Origin of the sequence: Variovorax sp. J31P179 (genome assembly GCF_030316985.1) — a bacterium.
Lineage (GTDB): Bacteria > Pseudomonadota > Gammaproteobacteria > Burkholderiales > Burkholderiaceae_C > Variovorax > Variovorax ginsengisoli_B.
The window spans coordinates 90,843-108,754 of record NZ_JASZYL010000008.1 but is presented as its reverse complement, the minus strand read 5'-3'; the positions used below and the strand labels follow the sequence as shown (position 1 = coordinate 108,754).

General features: G+C 64.4%; 14 protein-coding genes. 3 read left to right on the top strand and 11 right to left on the bottom strand.

Annotated elements, in window-relative coordinates:
- Window positions 1-43: 43 nt before the first annotated feature.
- Together QTI17_RS21435 and QTI17_RS21430 are read left to right on the top strand one after the other, a co-directional pair.
- Window positions 44-979 (top strand): hypothetical protein, encoded by a 936-nt coding sequence (locus QTI17_RS21435; protein ID WP_286535478.1) that lies wholly within the window; start codon window positions 44-46, stop codon window positions 977-979.
- Between the two features lie 143 nt (window positions 980-1,122).
- A complete protein-coding gene (locus QTI17_RS21430; RefSeq protein WP_286535477.1) occupies window positions 1,123-2,781 on the top strand; it encodes an AIPR family protein in 1,659 nt (552 codons plus the stop codon).
- 120 nt (window positions 2,782-2,901) lie between these two features.
- Here QTI17_RS21430 and QTI17_RS21425 read toward each other — a convergent pair whose 3' ends face one another.
- Complete coding sequence (locus QTI17_RS21425; RefSeq protein WP_286535475.1) at window positions 2,902-3,735, bottom strand: DpnII family type II restriction endonuclease; 834 nt, start codon at window positions 3,733-3,735, stop codon at window positions 2,902-2,904.
- Window positions 3,735-4,838 (bottom strand): DNA adenine methylase, encoded by a 1,104-nt coding sequence (locus QTI17_RS21420; RefSeq protein ID WP_286535474.1) that lies wholly within the window; start codon window positions 4,836-4,838, stop codon window positions 3,735-3,737. Before QTI17_RS21420 ends, QTI17_RS21425 begins: the two co-directional genes overlap by 1 nt.
- Before the next feature lie 278 nt (window positions 4,839-5,116).
- Between QTI17_RS21420 and QTI17_RS21415 the strand changes: the two genes are divergently transcribed.
- Window positions 5,117-5,836: a hypothetical protein gene (locus tag QTI17_RS21415; RefSeq protein WP_286535473.1), complete on the top strand. Its 720-nt coding sequence runs from the start codon at window positions 5,117-5,119 to the stop codon at window positions 5,834-5,836.
- A 361-nt stretch (window positions 5,837-6,197) separates the two neighbouring features.
- Here QTI17_RS21415 and QTI17_RS21410 read toward each other — a convergent pair whose 3' ends face one another.
- The 9 genes from QTI17_RS21410 to QTI17_RS21370 all read right to left on the bottom strand — a co-directional run bounded on the left by QTI17_RS21410 (window position 6,198) and on the right by QTI17_RS21370 (window position 17,854).
- Window positions 6,198-8,996 carry a DUF5906 domain-containing protein gene (locus QTI17_RS21410; protein ID WP_286535472.1) on the bottom strand — a complete coding sequence of 933 codons (2,799 nt, stop codon included), beginning with the start codon at window positions 8,994-8,996 and terminating at the stop codon, window positions 6,198-6,200.
- On the bottom strand, window positions 8,993-9,838 hold the full coding sequence (locus QTI17_RS21405; RefSeq protein WP_286535471.1) for a hypothetical protein: 846 nt from the start codon (window positions 9,836-9,838) through the stop codon (window positions 8,993-8,995). Before QTI17_RS21405 ends, QTI17_RS21410 begins: the two co-directional genes overlap by 4 nt.
- Before the next feature lie 141 nt (window positions 9,839-9,979).
- Window positions 9,980-10,462 carry a helix-turn-helix transcriptional regulator gene (locus QTI17_RS21400; RefSeq protein ID WP_286535470.1) on the bottom strand — a complete coding sequence of 161 codons (483 nt, stop codon included), beginning with the start codon at window positions 10,460-10,462 and terminating at the stop codon, window positions 9,980-9,982.
- A 139-nt stretch (window positions 10,463-10,601) separates the two neighbouring features.
- On the bottom strand, window positions 10,602-11,897 hold the full coding sequence (locus tag QTI17_RS21395; protein WP_286535469.1) for a tyrosine-type recombinase/integrase: 1,296 nt from the start codon (window positions 11,895-11,897) through the stop codon (window positions 10,602-10,604).
- Window positions 11,898-12,385: 488 nt separating this feature from the next.
- Window positions 12,386-12,859 carry a YidH family protein gene (locus tag QTI17_RS21390; protein ID WP_286535468.1) on the bottom strand — a complete coding sequence of 158 codons (474 nt, stop codon included), beginning with the start codon at window positions 12,857-12,859 and terminating at the stop codon, window positions 12,386-12,388.
- A gap of 16 nt (window positions 12,860-12,875) precedes the next feature.
- Complete coding sequence (locus tag QTI17_RS21385) at window positions 12,876-13,883, bottom strand: HAD family hydrolase (protein ID WP_503011088.1); 1,008 nt, start codon at window positions 13,881-13,883, stop codon at window positions 12,876-12,878.
- A gap of 14 nt (window positions 13,884-13,897) precedes the next feature.
- A complete protein-coding gene (locus tag QTI17_RS21380; protein WP_286535467.1) occupies window positions 13,898-15,373 on the bottom strand; it encodes a DUF1254 domain-containing protein in 1,476 nt (491 codons plus the stop codon).
- A 29-nt stretch (window positions 15,374-15,402) separates the two neighbouring features.
- Complete coding sequence (locus QTI17_RS21375; protein WP_286535466.1) at window positions 15,403-16,977, bottom strand: arylsulfatase; 1,575 nt, start codon at window positions 16,975-16,977, stop codon at window positions 15,403-15,405.
- Between the two features lie 166 nt (window positions 16,978-17,143).
- A complete protein-coding gene (locus tag QTI17_RS21370) occupies window positions 17,144-17,854 on the bottom strand; it encodes an SDR family NAD(P)-dependent oxidoreductase (protein WP_286535465.1) in 711 nt (236 codons plus the stop codon).
- Window positions 17,855-17,912: the final 58 nt, after the last annotated feature.

Here is a 17,912-nt window from a genome sequence, read left to right as displayed (position 1 = left end):
AGAACGCTGCCGCGCAGCGCGGCGGTGGTTTTGAAAGGACAGCATGACTGCACACGCGCAAATCAAACGTGAGCTTGGACTGAGTCCGGCCAATTCCTGCGTGGCGACCTGGAACTCCAAGCTCGACGCCTATTGGTTGGACATTCCGACCGCGAAGCTGTCGCGCCACGAGACGTTTCACATCGTGTTGCGTGGCCGCGAGCATATGCTTCACCTAGCCATTCCCACGAGAGCCTTGCGACGGGAAGACTTCTACTGCATGGAGAGTTCGCATGGAGTCGAGATTCTTCGACTGGTGCTCGACGCTCCGACGCTTGTTGACCGCCGTGGTCAGGCAAGACGCGATCTGACGCCCTATCTGGTCTTGTCCAAGGGAAGAGTTGCCGAGCGACCCACAGAGGGGAGTGGAAGCGCCAGCGAAAGCGCCGCGCGAACGGCAAGGCCGAGCAGCGCGGTGAAGCAGGCGACGACCCGTGTGTTCGATCTGCGCAAGGCTCAGCACGGGGTCTGGCATTCCGTTGAATCGCGCGTGCGGAAAAAGTCTGGAACGCTGCTGGCGCCCGGCGAGCGCGTCACGAGCGACAGCGAGGTAGCGCGGCTGCTCGGCTACGGAAAGGCTGAGTTGATTGCGCATTTCGACGCGCTGTTGAGCGCATCGCCCGAATTCAATTGGCGAAACAAATCCGGCTGGGCGCCTATCGGCGCGCGCTCGTGGGACATTGACCACGTGCTGCCAGTGAAGGGCGCCAAGACCTTCGAGGAAGTGCTGGCCCGCTCTGCGCTGTCAAACCTGCGGCCGATGTGGAAGCACCACAACGCGGCCAAGGGTGCCTTCCCGCACGCCTTGGCCATTGGCCCGCGCGACGAACTTGTGGCCGAACTGAAAGTCGTTCGCGCCATGCTGGACGATGGGAGCGTCGAATCCGCCAAGGCTGCCCTTGACGGGGTGCTGGCCGGTCTTGGAGAGTCTCACGCCTAAGGCCGCGCGGTCCGCCTGCCGAGCAGGCTGACGTTAGTGTGGAAGCGGTGAGACTCCTTTCGGAGCCCTGCGCGTTGGAGCGAGCACGTTATGCGGGCTTCGCTCTGCAATACTCCGTGCCATACAAACTAGTACAACGATTCATGTCCAAGCTGCACGTAACCCAGATTGAAGGCTTCCTGAAGGCCAAAGTAGGCGGCCTGATCGACCTAAGCGATTGCGCAAACCACTCCGATCAGGCGCAGCTAAAAAAGATACTTCTGACGCGCGGGCTTGCTGCGCTCGCGGCGTCGCACATGACCGAAGAACCCATCGAAGAGTTGTCGAAGTCAGTGACGGATGGCGCTCAGGATGGCGGCATTGACTTGGTCTATTTCAACGCAAATGAGCGGACTCTGTACTTGGTGCAAACAAAGTGGCACGAGGACGGACATGGCTCTATAGAACTCGGAGATGCGCTGAAGTTCATCGAGGGCGTCAAGAAGGTTCTGGACAATGACCTATCACAACTGAATGAGCGCATTCGAGCGAAGTCGCCGGAGATCGAAAGGGCACTCTTTGACGCAAACGCGAATTTCGTGCTTGTGATAGCTCACACGGGACAAGAGGAGCTTAGCAGTGAAGTGCAAAATGCGCTTAACGCCTATGTGGCTTCGCAGAATGACACATCGGACCTGATGTTCCTGCGCGTGCTGAAGCAGGGTGAGTTGCACAAAGCAGTGGCTGCTGGGTTGGCGGGCGCTCCCGTGTCGGCAGAGGTCCAGCTTTACGGGTGGGGGCAGACAAAGGAGCCGCACTTCGCTGTATACGGCCAAGTGTGTGCCGCTGACGTAGCCGCTTGGATGAAGATCAATGGAAGTCGCCTGTTTGAGAGGAACCTTCGACAATTCTTGGGAACTAGCCAGGTCAACCAAGACATCGTCGATACGCTACTGACTCGACCCGAAGATTTTTGGTACTTCAACAATGGCATCACTGCTGTTGCGTCCGGCCTGGCAAAGAAGCCAATTGGCGGAAATTCAAGTGAGTCCGGCATCTTCGAGTGCGCAGGGTTTTGTGTTGTAAATGGCGCCCAAACCGTTGGCTCTATTTTTGCGGCAGCAAGCCAGAACCCCGAAGCGGTTCAAAAGGCGATGGTGCCTGTGCGCATCATCTCAAGCGAAAAAAGCCCATCCACCTTCGCGTCTGAGGTGACCCGCTATACGAATACTCAGAACGCGATTGAAAAGCGGGATTTTGTTGCGTTAGACCCTGAGCAGGAACGGATCCGGCAAGAGCTTCATATCGAAGGCATCGACTACGCATATAAGTCAGGCTCCTCAAGCGGCTCCACTGCAAAAAGGTTCGACCTCGTCGAGGCGACAGTCGCGCTAGCTTGTACGCATTCAGACGTTTCACTGGCTGTCCAAGCGAAGCGCGAAATTGGTAAGCTATGGGAAGATCTTTCGAAGGCTCCGTACAAGCAGCTCTTCAATAGTGGTGTCAGCGGACCAATGGTGTGGCAAGCCGTGCAAGCACTGCGGGCAGTGGACCAGGCGTTGAGTGTCGAGGCAAACAAGTATGGCGGACGGGACAGCTTAGTCTGTGTTCACGGCAATCGATTCATCGAGTGGGCTGCATTGAAAACGCTAGGAATCAGTTCGAGCCAGCCGTTTGCCTCAGTGGAGGCGAAGGTCCCAGAAGTAGTTGCAGCCACCGTCGCCTGCTTGGTTGCCGCGGTGAAGGCCAACTATGCCGACTCGTACCCCGCCAGCCTTTTCAAGAATTTGGGCAAGTGCAAAGTCATTGCTTCGAAGATGTAGCTTTGGGCGCCCCCGTCTGACTCGTTGGGAAGACCTGCCAAGGTTCAGCAGTTTTGCGGGGCTCGGCCGGGCAGTCGTGTGCGAGCGCTTCACACCCAAAGGTATGCCGACCGCTAGCCGTCAGTCGATAAGGTGTTTAAGGCTGTGGAGGTCGGACAAGAACTCCTCACGCATCTTCGTTGTATAGATGCGCGCGATCTTGCCGTCGTTCTGGCGCTCAACAATCTTCTTCAGATCGGCCGTGCGCGATTTCCAAGTCATTCCGTCGGTGACGAAGAGTAGCCATGAATCGCGACGCATAGCGTTGATGATCGCATCAAGGTCGCCAATGATGTCGGTCATCTTCGAGCCGGTCGCGCCATAGCCCTTCACCTCAATCACGATTCGCGGAGCATCACGATTGGGCACGGCCACATCACACTTTGCGCTGTTGTTGCCTACGCCGGTGAATGTGCAGCGCGTCACATATCGAGTACCGAAGACTTCCTTAACCATTGCTTCGGCGAAATCCTCCAGGCCACGCCCGCGCTTCTGGCCGGAGATCGCCGATCCGCGCCCTGACCTCAGGCGTTCGACAAGAATATCGCTCCAGACAGGTTCATAGTTGATGCTGGTCGCCATCGCATCCGGCAGCTTGAGCTCCTCCAAGGCTGCGAGGTACGCCTCAGGTTCGCTCTGATAGCGCTTCTTGCCGATTCCTCCGTTGCCGAGCAAGCTCCTAAGTTCCGCTTCCATTGTGTCTTTCGACAGGGCAAGAAACAGGCGTGCGCATAAAAGCCCCTCATCGAAATCGCCGGCAAGCAGGTCGGCCATATCGGGCCTGCCGTACACCTGCTTCTTCGGGAGATCGGTCAGCTTTGCGATTGCGTTAGCGGCCGTCTCGTCCATCCAGTCAACAGCCAGCGGGCTGAGGTTACCGATAACTTCTTCCAGGGATTGGTTTCGCTGCCGCATCAACTTCCTACGATCAGGTATTCGGTGACCGAAGCTCGCTCGACGCCTTGGTGGGTGCCAAAGTGGTAGCGGTGAGGCTTCTCGAAAACGCGCACCGTGCTCTTGTACCGACGCAGCAGGCTTTCGAGCTGATCAAGATCAGGGAAGCCGTTGGAACTGTATGACAGCGCGATCTTGCTTCCCTTGAAGCGCGCAAACATGCGGTCGAAGGCTTCGACGGCCGTCCGCCGATAACTAAATGGCGTGTATCGCTTTGCGATCTTCCGTACCTTCGTAGTTGTGTCCACGGGAAGGCCCTGCCAGTAGCAGGATAGACCTTCTAAGAAGTGATACCGCTTGATGTAGCAGTTGTCGTCAGAGCGTGGGACATAGGGAGGATCGAGATAGACAAGATCGACCTTGCGACGCGGGAGTTCGAACAAATCGCACCGGAGCGCTTGGTTCTTGCGGCCGTTGTCGAATACAGCCGCGTTGTAAACCTCAATCTGCTCCAGAAAATGCTCTTCGAGCGAGAGCCTCAGATCGCGACGTCCATCGTCGTAGTGCGACAGGTCGCCCGAAATGGTAAAGACGCCCCGGGGTTGGCGCTTTGAGCAGGAGCGAAACAGTGCGGCGAAGGCGAGGGCCTGCTGATGAGGATCCTGAAGCTGGCGAATGTTCCCGGACACCCTGTCTAGGAAGCGCAAGTCCTCGGCAGTGTAGAAAATCCCCCCGAAAGTGCGTTCGATGAAATCATGGGCCGGCGGAGTGCGGTCGAGCAGTCCCTTGATGGCTTTGCCATCAAGATGCACGAAACTGTTTTCAACGGTCGCGCGCGCGACGGTGCTGGCGAAGTTGAGAAAGTCCGATGCCACCACCCGGCGCCCCATCGATTTCATCAGATAGGACACGCAGCCGGTACCCGAGAAAGGGTCCAAGGCGCTTTCAAAGTCAAGAGTATTCAGCGTCTCAAAAATCCAGGGTAACAGCCGCGTCTTGGATCCCATGTAGCGAAGCTCGGGATACTGCGTCGCGCGCGCCGGCATGGCACCGAGGGCCGCGTTCGAGCGCCTCAGAGGGACGATGGTAGGTTCGATCCGAAGGGCGTTAGCTGTTCTTGTCATGCGAAGGTTGTGCGTAGCAACGGGCCACCAATCATTGCGCGACCGCGCGCGCATCCTACACCGGCTCCTGGCCGGCTCTAAGCCAAGATCTGCCGGACCTTCCAGGTTCCGGACTATCGGCCAGCCCACAAATGAAGCTCGCAACACCGACAGCTCCCTGCGCTTGGGTCCGGGAGAGCGATTGCGCTCGCACGCCCGGCTTGGCGGCGCCGCGTCAGAAGTAGTGACAGATCACGCGGGGGACGCCGTCGTCGGGCTGCCGCGAGAGAATGGTGGACATGATGCGCAGCAACCGAGCCGTTGGTTTGGCGCCCGATTCGCAAGAGCTGGTGCGTCGAGGACGTATCAGTGAGAGCATGCGCGTGTGGTGGGCCGCCGTGCCGAAGTGCTGCGCACTCAACAGGCTCGGGCAGCGATGCGGCCAGCCGGTGGCCGAACCGGGTCAACTGTGCCGGTGGCATGGCCACCCCATCAAGGACAGGAAGCCGCGCAAGGTCTCGACGGCCGTGGGCGAGGAGCGTGCGCCGTCCCGGGAGCACGGGCGCGTCATGCGCAAGGTCTGGAGAACCGATCCATTCGCACGCGGTTTTTCTGTCCGCATGGACGCGCCGGGTGAAGCGGCGTTCGCGGTGTGGCTGGCCGCGCATGGCCTCGGCGGTGACTGCGACGCCCCCGACCAGCGATTGCCCGACAGCGTGCTCGACTGGTGCCGGTGGAAGGTGCGCGGCCTGCTGCTGCAAGGCGTGGACGTGCGCGGCGGTGAAGGCTCGCGGCTGGCGGATCAGGCACGCGAGCGGATGGCCGCGCTGGGGCCGCCGTGCGAGAGCTACTGCGACATGACCGAGCAGAGCCACCGGCTGGCCTGGCGGGTGCGCTCGGGCGCGAAGGCGGACAAGCCCTACACCGAGCCGGTAGCGGGACACGGCCGGCGTGTCGTGCCGGCGCCCGTCAAGGCATCGGCAGGGGCGGTCGTGGTGGGTAATGAGTGGCGCCTCTGATCGGTCCGGCGCGGCTGGAGGCGGCCGAGTTGCGTGAGCTGGAGCACGCTCGAGAGCGCGATTTGGTGTGGGGCGAGGGGGATGCGTGGATTCGGCGGGCGCGTGAGCGGATCGAGCTGGAGCGGGCGCGGCGGCTGTTTGGGTAGTTGGGCCGGCCGATGTTCCATGTTCTGGGCTTCGCATCTGACGATGCAACGAGTTCCGGCAGACTGCATCCTCGCCGGCCGGCCCGTGCGGACCAGCATGGACCCGAGCTAGGAAAAGTCTAGGAAAAGTACTAGTGACTTTGCCCAGACTTTTCTGAAGTCGGGTCCATGCTGGTCCATGTTTCACCGGCGTTCACCGCAATGCAAAGTCACATTCAGGGGGCCGTGCTTTGTCGATCCGGCAGGCTGTCGAGTACCTCCAGCGGCACCACCCCGGTGGCGGTGGCGAAACGGGGCGGCATGGCTTTTTCGCCTCGCTCAATTTCATCGCAACGCTCATGGACAGGGGCGGATTTCCACCGCTCATGCCCACCGAGAATCCACGTGCGGGCCTTGTCCTGGCCGATGGTGGTCCGCATGCCCGGGATGGCGCCTACCGCCCGCATGGCGGCGACGAACTGCGCGGTGTCGGGGAGGCTCGTCGTCATGACAGACGAAAAAGCGCCCGCGTTCACGATTCGCGCCGCCACAGACGAGCGGATCATCTCACTCGGCCATCGAGCGACCAGCAGCGCGGCATTGCGCTCCGGTTCCGAGCGGCCCGCGTCGATCATGTCGAGCTTGGCCTGATTGAGCATCGCATGCGCGCCGGGATTGAAGGCGCTGATGTCGCGCTGGCGCAGGAACTCACGCACGCTGGCAATGAAAAGCGGATCGTCCATCAGGGCATACAGCCGGGTGTAGTAGCTCGCATCGCGCGGGTCGCCATCGTGCCGAATGACATTCCAGCGCCGGTCGCCGGTGGTCAGCGGGAGTGCATCGGGCCGGTTGCTCCACACCAGCCACCGCTTGACGTTCTTTTCGAGGCGCTGCTTGCCGTACTTCGGATTGACGGTCGTGAAGCTCTCGGTCAAGGTGCGGCGCAGCACGTCCTCCTGGTCCGCGCGGACGCCAGCGCGCCGGCTCTCGTTCAGCTCGTCCACGATCACGAGCTCCTTGCGGGCCAGCGCGCCATTGAAGCCGTTGCGCAGGTATCCCCCCAAGTCAAACCCCAAGGCGGTAGCCCCGGCAAAGACACGGGCGAGTACGCTGCCCATCCAATTGCGCCCCAGCCCATGTGCCCGCGCGATGTGCGCGAAATGCGCGTGCGGCAGCGTGCCGGGGTCTTGCTCGATGTGCGCAAGCCAATCGAGGAACAGCTCCCGCATGTCGGGCTCGATGATGAGGAATTCGACGTGTTCCAGGAAGGGCGTGACGCGCTGGCGCCAGTCAATCGGCGTGATGTGCGGGCGAAGAAGCCAGAGGTTGAATGCGGGTACTCCGTTGGGATCAAAAGTCATTTCCCCTTCACCTGGCGCATAGGTGAGGACGTGGCGCTGGAGCTTGTCGGGCGAAGCGAACCACCGAGAGGACACTGGCACTTCGGCCGGCCCGCTATTGCCGGTGAACTGGTGCTTGCTCGCCATCGTGGCCTTCTTGAAAAGCTCCAGGGTTTCATAGTGGGTGCGCAGCTCATCACGCAGGGCCACCTGGCCGGTGCCGGCAAGATAGACGGCATCGGCCAGCATTTCCGACAGCGTGAACGAACGCGCTCGATGGTCCTGCGGATTCGCGGTGCCCGTGGCACCAATGTTCACCGAGGCCTGACGCATGGCAGCTTGCGCGGCCACCTTCCCGTGGGCGTCCGGGAGGGTGTATTGACGGATCCATTGCGCCGCGCTGTCACGAGTGCTGCGCCGTCCGGCGCTCTGAGAAACGGTATGGATGGCGTGTTTCGGATCGGTCAAGACGCTCACGATCTCGTCATCCGTGAGTTTGGCCTTCATCAACTCGATGGCCGCGCCCAGCACCGCCTTGGAACGATCCCCGCCGTAGTGCGAATCCAGCCCGTCCAGCGACTCGATGAGCGCGCGGACGTGCGCGCGGATTCCGCGCGCCGCCAAGTCTACATCGACGTAGGCGCCACTGGTCGAGGTTGAGGGCGCGGCAGCAGCGGTGGTCGCACCGGCAGGCGTCGGGGCAGCGACGGGGGCAGCGTTCCCCGAGGGCGGCACGGACGTATTGCCCGGCGAGTGTGTGTCCCACTGGCCATGCCACTTCGCCAGGATGGCGGGGTCGGGCGTCCGCAGCGTCTCGAAGCCCGGCAACACATGGCCGGTCAAGGTCAAATACCGGCCGGCCTTCGAGTTGTCGTAGGCTTCACGCCCCAGCGTGTTGTTGGTGAAGTGTGCGCCCGGCAAGTGCCCGAGGCCGATGACGTGCACGCCGTCACCGCTGGGGGAAAGTTCCGCGTAACAGTCCAGCTCCTTGATGGCCTCCTGTGCGTCGGGGCTCAACTTCCTGACACCGTTGGCATCGGGCGCAATGCAGTCATCCAGGTCGAAGCCGAACATCGGCACCGGATCGTCGGGGCTGAACACGCGCCCGATGCCGTCGAACATCGGTGAGCCATCCGGGTTGCGTGCCGCCAGCGCGGCCTTTGCTTCGGCCATCGTGCACCAGGTCGCCGGGTTGGTGGTGCTGGCGTACTGGCCGTTGGTCTGGAATGGCGGCTTGGTCCACTTGAGCTTGCCGTGCTTGTCCTTCTTGAGCACGAACCGCCACATGACAAGGAACCGGCCGGCTTGCATCTCGGGCGGGATGGCATCGAAGCGGATCGCCGGAGCCTGGGGCTTCGGGGGAGTTCCCGATGCAGCGGTGGTTGACGCAGGGGCTGGCGCAGGGGTCGCGGCCGGCGTAGCGGCGGTCGCTGCCGGTGCCGGTGCCGGTGCCGGTGCCGGTGCGGGGGAGGCCGGGCTGGTCGGCCCCCTCGGTGCAGGAGTCCACCGCCTGAGTGCGGCAGAGAAACGCGCCAGCACGTCACTCGGAGGCGTTTCGTCGGAGTCGGCCTTGGCCGTCAGCTCGGCGCCCGACATGCCCAGGACGATGTGCACCTCGTCGCGGCCCGCACCCGCCTGCCGGGCCGCATCGAGCGTGATGCGAATCATTGTTTTCCAGGGGATCGGACGGCTCATGATGCATCCCCGTCGCTGCGCTGCGCAGCGGTCCGGGCAGCTTCCGCGGCCTGCTCGTGCGCGCGGTGAATTGCCTTGGCGCGTGCGATGACGGGGCCATAGTCCAACAGGCTGATCGGCCCGTCGCGCGCCGTCTCGAACACGGCTTCGTGCAGCGCATCGACCATGGAGGGGGTCAGTTGCGCGGGCGTATCGCCAATGTCCAGATGAATACCACCCCCTGGCACCCACAAGGTGTCAGGCGTGCGCCAATCGAAGGCGTCGCGCCGCACGATGCACACGAGCTGCATGCCCATTGCGGGAGGTGCGCCAAGGCCTCGCTCCATGTCGTTCGTCGGCGGGCGCACGCGCAGGCGCCGGCCGGGATTGCGCGCGAACCAGGCGGCGTCCTTGGCCATGGTTTCCGCATCGGCCGCCACGCGCTGCTCGAAGCCCCGCACGAGCATTCGCATCGTTTCGTCACTCATGGCTTCCCGCGTGCCAAGCACCGCCAAGTCCGAATAGAGGCCCTGCGCCGAGCTGCGGCACGCAGGGCACCGGAGGCCAAGCTGATCCAGGGTGGGGCTATCGACTACGCCCACCGCCAAGAGGTCGGGCATGCAGCCGCAGCCCCCGCACATGAAGGGCGGCGCAAGGGCCTGCACGTGCTCGACGGCTTCGTCTTCGCGGCCGAGCACGCGCGGATCGCGGTGGCTGTGCCGCAGCACTGCCAGGCGCCAATCATCGGGAAGTTCGACGGTCTCGACGCTGATGTCGGGGACGTTGGCGGCATGGGCCGCGCGACGGTTGGCGCGGCGCTCGGCAATACGTTGCTGGCGCCGGCTGGCGCGATTGGATTTCATGCGAATCTCCTTGTGAAAGATCGCACGGCAATGCCTTTCCTTGCCGCCTTTTGCGCGCGCTGCGAAAATCGAGGCAGGTTCTCAACCTCGCGCCTCGCGCACCTCAGGACGGCCAGCATTGACGTGCTGGTCGTCCTTTTTTCAGACGGTTGCGGACGAGGCCGTCGTTTTGCGCAGGGTCTGCGCGGCGGCGGTGGCTTGGCTGTCGCCGACGGCGATGGCTTTGCACGCGGACTTGCGCCTCGCTTCGAGCAGGGCAAGTCGTGCGGGCGCCGTCGGCGGAGGGCCACGACGCAATTTCGTCCCTTGCTGGCGCGCGTTAAGCGAAGCCTGGCAACGAGCCAGATAGGCCCGGATGTCGTCGAGTCGCCAAGCGACGGCGGCAGGGCCAATCGGGATGCCAGGCGGCAGGTCGCCTGCCGCAATCAGTTCATAAAACCGAGAACGCGAGAGCGGCAGGTAGTGGCTGAGAATTTCATGGAGTCGGACCAGACGCGCCCCTTCAGGCGCAATGGCCGTCGGCTCGACGGTGGGAGTGGGCTTTTTCATGTTGCGCAGATAGATGAAGTCAACGAGCCCGCGCTCATACGCGGGTGCCCGTCCTTTCTGCGCATTCAAATTCAAGAGGCCCGGAAACGCGGGTTGTCCTTCAAGATTTCTCTGCCAAGGCCATCAGCCTCGGCGCCAGGCTGCCACCGTTTCGTGGTGCCTCGGAAAAAGACTTGCACAAATTATGGACCCTGTTGGACTAGTGGACAACCGTCTACGCGACCTCCCGCGCCAAGGGCACTACATTGGTGGCTTCGGCCTGTCTGCCGGTGCAATGGGCTCCCCATGCAGCCATCAAGCTGCGACGCGCAGCCATCATGTCGTCGCGCGCATATGCACGCGAGACGGCATTGCCAACGGCGTGCGCCAGCGCCAATTCAATCTCACGGTCAGAAAAGCGTTTGATCGGCGCGCCACCCTTGATCGTCACTGACTGCTCGTGCGCCCAGTCAGCAAAGCTGCTGCGAAAGCCGTGCAGCGTGATGTCGGCGTTGAGTTGCTGCACGACTCGCAGCAGCGACATATCCGTCAACCCCTTGCCCGAACGTTTGACCACCGGGCTTTCGAAGATGAGAGCGCCACCATCCTTTTTCGGCCCGAGCCGCCGCAACAGTTCCACTGCATCGTCCGACAACGGCACGCGGTGCAGTCGGCGTCTCTTCATGCGCGCCGCTGCGACGGTCCACACGCAGGTCTCCAGATCGATCTCGCCCCAGGTAGCGCCGCGCGCCTCGTTCGACCTGGCAGCCGTCAGGATTGCGAATATGGCGCAGGCGCTGGTTGATGATTCCAACGCCAGCAGCTTTGCGACAAAGGCCGGCACCTGCGCATGAGGCAACGCGGCGTGATGCTCGCGCTCGGCCTCGGATTTCTTCAAGCCTGGAAGCAGGCGCTCCAAGTGGTCCTTGTGGCGCGCCGGATTCAAACCGGTATACCACCCCTGCGCCATCGCGTAGTCAATGACCACCTGCAAGCGGCCGCGCAGGCGCCTGCCGGTTTCAGGGGCAGCATCCAGCACGGGTGCGATGATTTTCACCACATCGTCGGTAGTGACTTCACCGATTGGCTTCTTGCCTATTGCGGGCGTGGCGTACTTGGCCAGCGTCGCCGACCACTGCCATTGATGCTTTGGGGAGGTGAAGTTCTGCGCGGCCATCACCAGCTCGGCCACTTCGTCGAAGGTGCGGCGTCGTTGCCGAGCCTGATCCTCGGCCGCGCGCATTTCGCCGGTGACGCGCTCGCGTTCATTCAGAGGATCAAGGCTTCGAGCGAGAAGTCGCCGCGCGTCGTCGCGGGCTTCTCGCGCAGCCTGGAGGCTCACCAGCGGGAACACGCCCAATCCCATCTCCCGGTCCTTGCCGGTGGGCGAGCGATACCTCAGTACCCAGTTGCGTGAAATCTCGCCGGCCGCCGTCTTGCGCACCACCAGTTGCAGGCCGTTGCCATCGGCGTGCTTGCCCAGCCCCGCAGCTCGGGCGCCCTTGTCCGTCAGTCTGTTTGTCGTTGCCATCTGCGGCCGCTCCTTCACTCGGCCACGTGGACTGGTCCACAACTCAGTCCACAACCAATATTGTGGACTGGAACGGACAACGTCGGACAGTACCGGACAAAGTTTCAGGGCCTTCTTCGAGTGAAAACAGGCAAATCAAGGCGGCAATCGACTGTTTTCCGAGGAGCAGCATGCGCGCTTGATAAGTTCATCCTCTCCACCAACACTTTCTTTTCGGCCGCGCGCTGCCCCGCCTCGGCGCTCTCCACCTGGCCGGCGATGGCGCCGGCGGTGAAGATGGGCAGGCTGACGTCGGCCCCATAGCTCCAGATCCGCGCCCAGCCGACCCCACAGGTCGGACAGCGAGCGGCTCGCCTGGCCGAAGGTGCCGGTCTCCTGGCTGAAGGCCGCGTCGGCGACGCGCCCCGGGCGGGGAAGGTCGATCCGTCGGCCAGCAGCAGCTCGACGCCATAGTCGACCCGGTCTTCGTTCGGCGCATCGGGACCCCCTCAGGACCCGAAGGGACCGATGTCGAACACCATGCTCGAGATGGCGAGGAAGCCGAGCAGCAATAGCAGCAGCGCCACCGCCAGCGTCAGCGACGGCGGGAATTGGCTCTCGGCATGGATCAGCCCCTGGCTCTTCAGCATCTTGCGTTCGGCGCGCAGCCCGGCCATGAAGGTGCAGTGGTAGACGATGCCGGAGACCAGCATCGCGATCCCGATCAGGACCAGCGCCTCGCCGAAGCGGCGCGCCGCCATGCTGCTCTTGACCACCTGCATGTCGTGCAGCTTCTGGAACACCTGGAAGATCGTGAAGCCGAAGCCGATCAGCGACAACGATGTCCGGATCACCGACATCAGGGTCCGCTCCGCGCTCATGCGCGTGCGCTGGAACGACATCCCGGTCCGGCGCGAGGACAGTTCGACCGAGACCCGATCGAAGTCCGCCCCCGGGTCGACCCACGCCTTGTCATCTGCCATGCCCGCACCTCCTTGGCTACTTGTCCGACGCAAACACCTTGTTCCAGTCGCGCTTCATGTCGACCACGGTCCAGCCCCGCGTGCCGGCTTCGTCCAGGGCCTTGTCGAGCTTGCCGACGCCGGACGTCCGGTCGTAGGCGTACTCGCGCTCGGCGTCGGTGTGATGCACCAGGCCCATGAAGCGGGGCCCGGCGCCGGCGGCGGTCCATTCGAGCATCTGCTGGTCGCCGTCGGAATTTCCGAAGGCGAAGATCGGGCGCCGGCCGATGAAGCGCTGGATGCCGACCGGCTTGCCCGCATGGTCGTCGACCAGGTCGATCTTCGCAAGCTTGAGCAGCACCGGCTTGCCGTCGGCGCCGGTCTTGAAGGCCAGCTGCCCGGTCGATCCGACCACCTGCTCGGGCGGGATGCCGTAGACCTTCTCGGCGAAGACGCGCATGAACTCGACGCCGCCGCCCGAGACGATGAAAGTCTTGAAGCCGTTCTCGCGCAGGTAGGCGAGCAGCTCCAGCATCGGCTGGTAGACCAGTGCCTCGTAGGGTTGCTTGAAGCGCGGATGGCGGGCCTTCGCGAGCCAGTCGGCAACGGTGCGCGAGAACTCCTCGGTCGTCATCCCCGCATGGGTGGCGGCCAGCACCTGCATCAGGCCCTTCTCGCCCGAGGCCGCGAAGGCCTTCATGTCGCCCCCGAGGATCGCGTCGAAAGGCGGCGTGGTCTTCCATTCGGGATGCTTCGGCGCCAGCGCCTTGACCCGGTCGAGCGCGAAGGCGAACTGCACGTAGATCGGCTGCTCCAGCCACAGCGTGCCGTCGTTGTCGAAGACCGCGATGCGCTCGGCCGACGGCACGAAGCTCGCCGAGCCCGGGGTCGTGACATCGGCCACGAAACGCTGGATCGCCTGCTTGGCGGCACCGTCGTTCCAGGAAGGCAGACCCTGCGCCTGCGCCACAGTGGCCGCGGCCATCAGCCAGGCCAGCAGCAGGAGGCGGCGCGCCGCGCGCGTGACCGAGGATCTGGACTTCATCATCATGGATTCCTTCATGCGCAGCGGACCACGGCCGGCGGCGTCCAGCGGCCGTCGAGCACCGCGGACTCCGGCCAATAGGCGCGGATCGAGAGCGAGAACTCGCTCGCCTCGCCAGCCGGTGCCGGCAGCCAGTTGCTCTCGTGCTCGGCACCGGGCGACTGCGGCTGGACGTGGATGGTCAACGAGCCGTCGGCGGCGAACCGCATCCTGCTCTTGCTGCCCACCGCATAGCGTCCCAGCGCGTTGACCTCGAAAAGATGGCGGCCGTTGTAGAGGCTCATCGACCAGAAACCCTTCACCGGCGGCACAGCCCCCTGCGCGAAGGTCACCGTGTAGCGTCCGCTGCCGCACAGGCGCGCGCCGTCGCGGTCGAAGTCCTGGTGGAAGCACTGCGCCTCGTTGGGCTTGTTGACGAAGATGTTCGATTTAGCGACCGCCGTGCGGGTGAAATAGTCGGTGCCGAAGCAAGCGCCGTTGGCGATCGTCGACCAGTGGTGCGGCAGCCGGCGGCCATGGCTGCGGAACTCGAACAGGGGCTCGACCAGCTCGCGGTCGGCCGCCGCCACCGCCTGCTCGAAGACCTGCCTGAGGCGGGCGTCCCTGGCGGCGGCAGCCACCACCGCGAGCACCTGTGCATAGCGCGCCGACTCGCCCGGCAGCGGCCTGGCATCGGCCAGCGCGGCGGGCAGGTCGGCCAGGAAGGTCTCGGGCGCCACCCAGCGGGTTTCCGCGTCCCCGCCGCCGGCCGCGGCCGGCACCACCGGCACCTGGCGCCAGTCGGTCGTCTTCATGCGGCCATCGAACTGCGCCACCGGGTACAGGCCGAGCTGGCTGATCAGCCGCTGCACCGTCTTCAGGTCCGGGACGCTGTCGTCGCGGAACACGCGCGGAATCACCACCCCGGTACGGGTCTGCGAGACGAACACCCGGCGGATGCCCGGCGGCACCGTGCCGACCCAGTTCGGTCCCACCAGCAGATAGAAGCCCGGCGGCGAGCCGTACATGAGGCCCAGTTCGGCAATGCTGTCGGTGCGCGAATCCAGCACCTGGACAACCCAGAAGCGATCGCCGAAGTCCGGCACCTGCAGCACCACCGGCGACTGGTCCAGGGCGACGATGCCGCTGCCGCACACCAGGTCATGGTTCGGGCAGGCCACCGCCCGCCCGGCGGGATCGACGTAGTCGGTCAGCATCGTGAGGCTGTTGGCCGGTCCGGCCGGCAGCACCCCGCCCAGCAGCATCGGATGCGGCAGGCGGCCGAGGGCGATGCGCCGGTTGTAGACGTTGACGATCGGCCAGGCCCAGAAGTAGGCGTCGCGCGCCACCAGGCGCACGTAGTCGTCGCTGAGCCGGGCCTCGGGGTCGGGCCCCGGGACGGCCGGCGCCAGGGCCAGCGCCTGCAGCGGGAAGCACTCGGCGCGGCCACGCGGCAGGCCCGGGCCGGCCCTGCGGCCGGTCCACCCACGCGGGCGGGCCGGGCGGCTCATGACGCTGTCCCGGAAGCGCCGGCCGGCGCTCAGTTGGCGCCGCCCGCGGAGGCTTCGGCCATCTTCGACAGCGCGTCGTCGATGGTGAAGGTATTGGGCTTCTGCACCGGCGGGAAGTCCTTGAAGGTGGCGGCGAACTGGTCGGCGATCGCGTAGGCGCCATAAAGGATGTAGGCGTGATACAGGAACCACTCGTAGTAGCTGTTCGACGTCGTGTCCGCCCGCTCGAAGGGATCGGTCCGCAGGTTGAAAATCTTCGGCAGGCGCAGCCGGACGAAGGGTTCGGCCCACACCGCCATGGTGCCGGGCAGCCGCTGCTCCATGAAGACCACCTTCCAGTTGTCGTAGCGCAGGCCGAGGATGTCGCCGTCGTCGCTGATGTAGACGAAGAGCTTGCGCGGGCTCTCCTTCTCCTTGCCCGTGATGTGGCCGAGCAGGCTGAAGCCGTCGATGTGGTTCTTGTACGTTCGGCCGATCGCCTGCACCCCCTTCTTGCACTTCTCGACGATGTCGGGCTCGCCCGCCATCTCGAGGAAGGTCGGCAGCCAGTCGTGGTGCTGGACGATGCCGTTGGAGACGCTGCCGGCGGGCACATGGCCGGGCCAGCGCACCACCATCGGGATGCGGAAGGCGCCTTCCCAGTTGGTGTTCTTCTCGCTGCGGAAAGGCGTCATCGCGCCGTCGGGCCAGCTGTTCATGTGCGGGCCGTTGTCGGTCGAATACATGACGAAGGTGTCTTCGGCGATGCCGAGCTCGTCGAGGTAGTCCAGCAGCTGGCCGACGTTCTTGTCGTGGTCGATCATCGTGTCGTGGTAGGGCGACTGCCAGCGCCCGGCCTGCCCCAGGCTCTCGGGCTTGGTGTGCGTGAACATGTGCATGTGCGTGAAGTTGAGCCAGACGAAGAAGGGCTTGCCCGCCTCGTGCTGCTTGCCGATGAATCCCTTCGCCGCCTCGGCGAAATCGTCATCGCAGGTCTCCATGCGCTTCTTGGTCAGCGGGCCGGTGTCCTCGATCTTCTGCTTGCCGACGCGGCCCCAGCGCGGCTCCTCGGTCGCGTCGTCCTTGTCGGTGGCATAGGAGTGGATCACGCCGCGCGGGCCGTTCTTCTTCCTGAAATTGGGGAAGTCCTTCTCCGGGTAGTAGTCGTACATCTCCGGCTCTTCCTCGGCGTTCAGGTGGTAGAGGTTGCCGAAGAATTCGTCGAAGCCGTGGTTGGTCGGCAGCATCTCGTTGCGGTCGCCCAGGTGGTTCTTGCCGAACTGGCCGGTGGCATAGCCCCGGGTCTTGAGCAGCGCCGCGATGGTGACGATCTTGTCGCTCATGCCGATCGGTGCGGCCGGGATGCCAACCTTCGAGAGCCCGGTGCGGTAGACGCTCTGGCCGGTGATGAAGGACGAGCGGCCGGCGGTGCAGGACTGCTCGCCGTAGGAGTCGGTGAACTTCATCCCTTCCCTGGCGATGCGGTCGATGTTGGGCGTCTGGTAGCCCATCAGGCCGTGCGTGTAGCAGCTGAGGTTGGCGATGCCGATGTCGTCGCCCCAGATCACGAGGATATTGGGCGGCTTCGCTCCGGACGGGCTGGCGGCGGGCTTCTTCGATGCCATGTCGACTCCTGGTTGTGAGGGGTGCGCTGGCGCGTGCGGGCAACCCGCCGCGCCGCAGCGTGCCCACAGCATGCGCAAGTCGGGGACAAAACGCACTTGTCCCAAGGTGAAGCGGCGATTGCCCCTTGGTGCAACCCGCCCAGGGCGCGCCCTGGCGCCGGGCCGCTCAGGCGTCCAGCGCCAGGTGCTGGCCGTGCAGCGCCGCGGCGGCCGGCGAGGCCAGGAAGGCCACGGTCTGCGCCGCCACCGCGGTCGACACCCACTTGCCCGGGTCGGCGTCCGGCATCGCCTGCCGATTGGCAGGCGTGTCGAGCACGCTGGGCGCGATGCTGTTGACGGCGATGCCGTGCGGCGCGAGTTCCGCCGCGGCGGCCTCGACCAGGCGCTGCAGCGCGCTCTTGGAGGCGATGTAGGCGGCCATGGCGGCAGCGCCGCGGGCGGCGGTCTTGGCGCTCACGGCGACCACCCGGCCGGCCTTGCGCTCGATCATCGCGGGCACCAGCGCCTGCGTCACCGCCACGAATGACCAGGCGTTGAGGTTCATCATGCGGTCCCAGGCCGCGCGGCCGAGCGCATGCACCGGCTCGCCCATCTCGAAGCCGCCGGCGATGTGGACCAGGGCGTCGACCTGCCCGCCGAAGGAGGCCACGATGCGCTGCCCTGCCCCGGTCATGGCCTCGGTCGAGGTCACGTCCGCTTCGAGCAGCAGGTGCTGCGAGTTGTCCAGCCCGGGAAAGGTGCTGGCCAGGTGCTCCAGCCGATGGTCGACCAGGGCCACGCGCGCGCCCTGCCCGAGAAACTGCTGCACCACCGCGCGCCCCAGCGCGCCGGCGGCGCCCGTGACCACCACATGTCGGGGAAAGCTGGAATCGGTCATCGCAACGCTCCTGGTTGGGGAACGCATCGTAACGCCGGCGTCACCCCGGCGGCGGCTG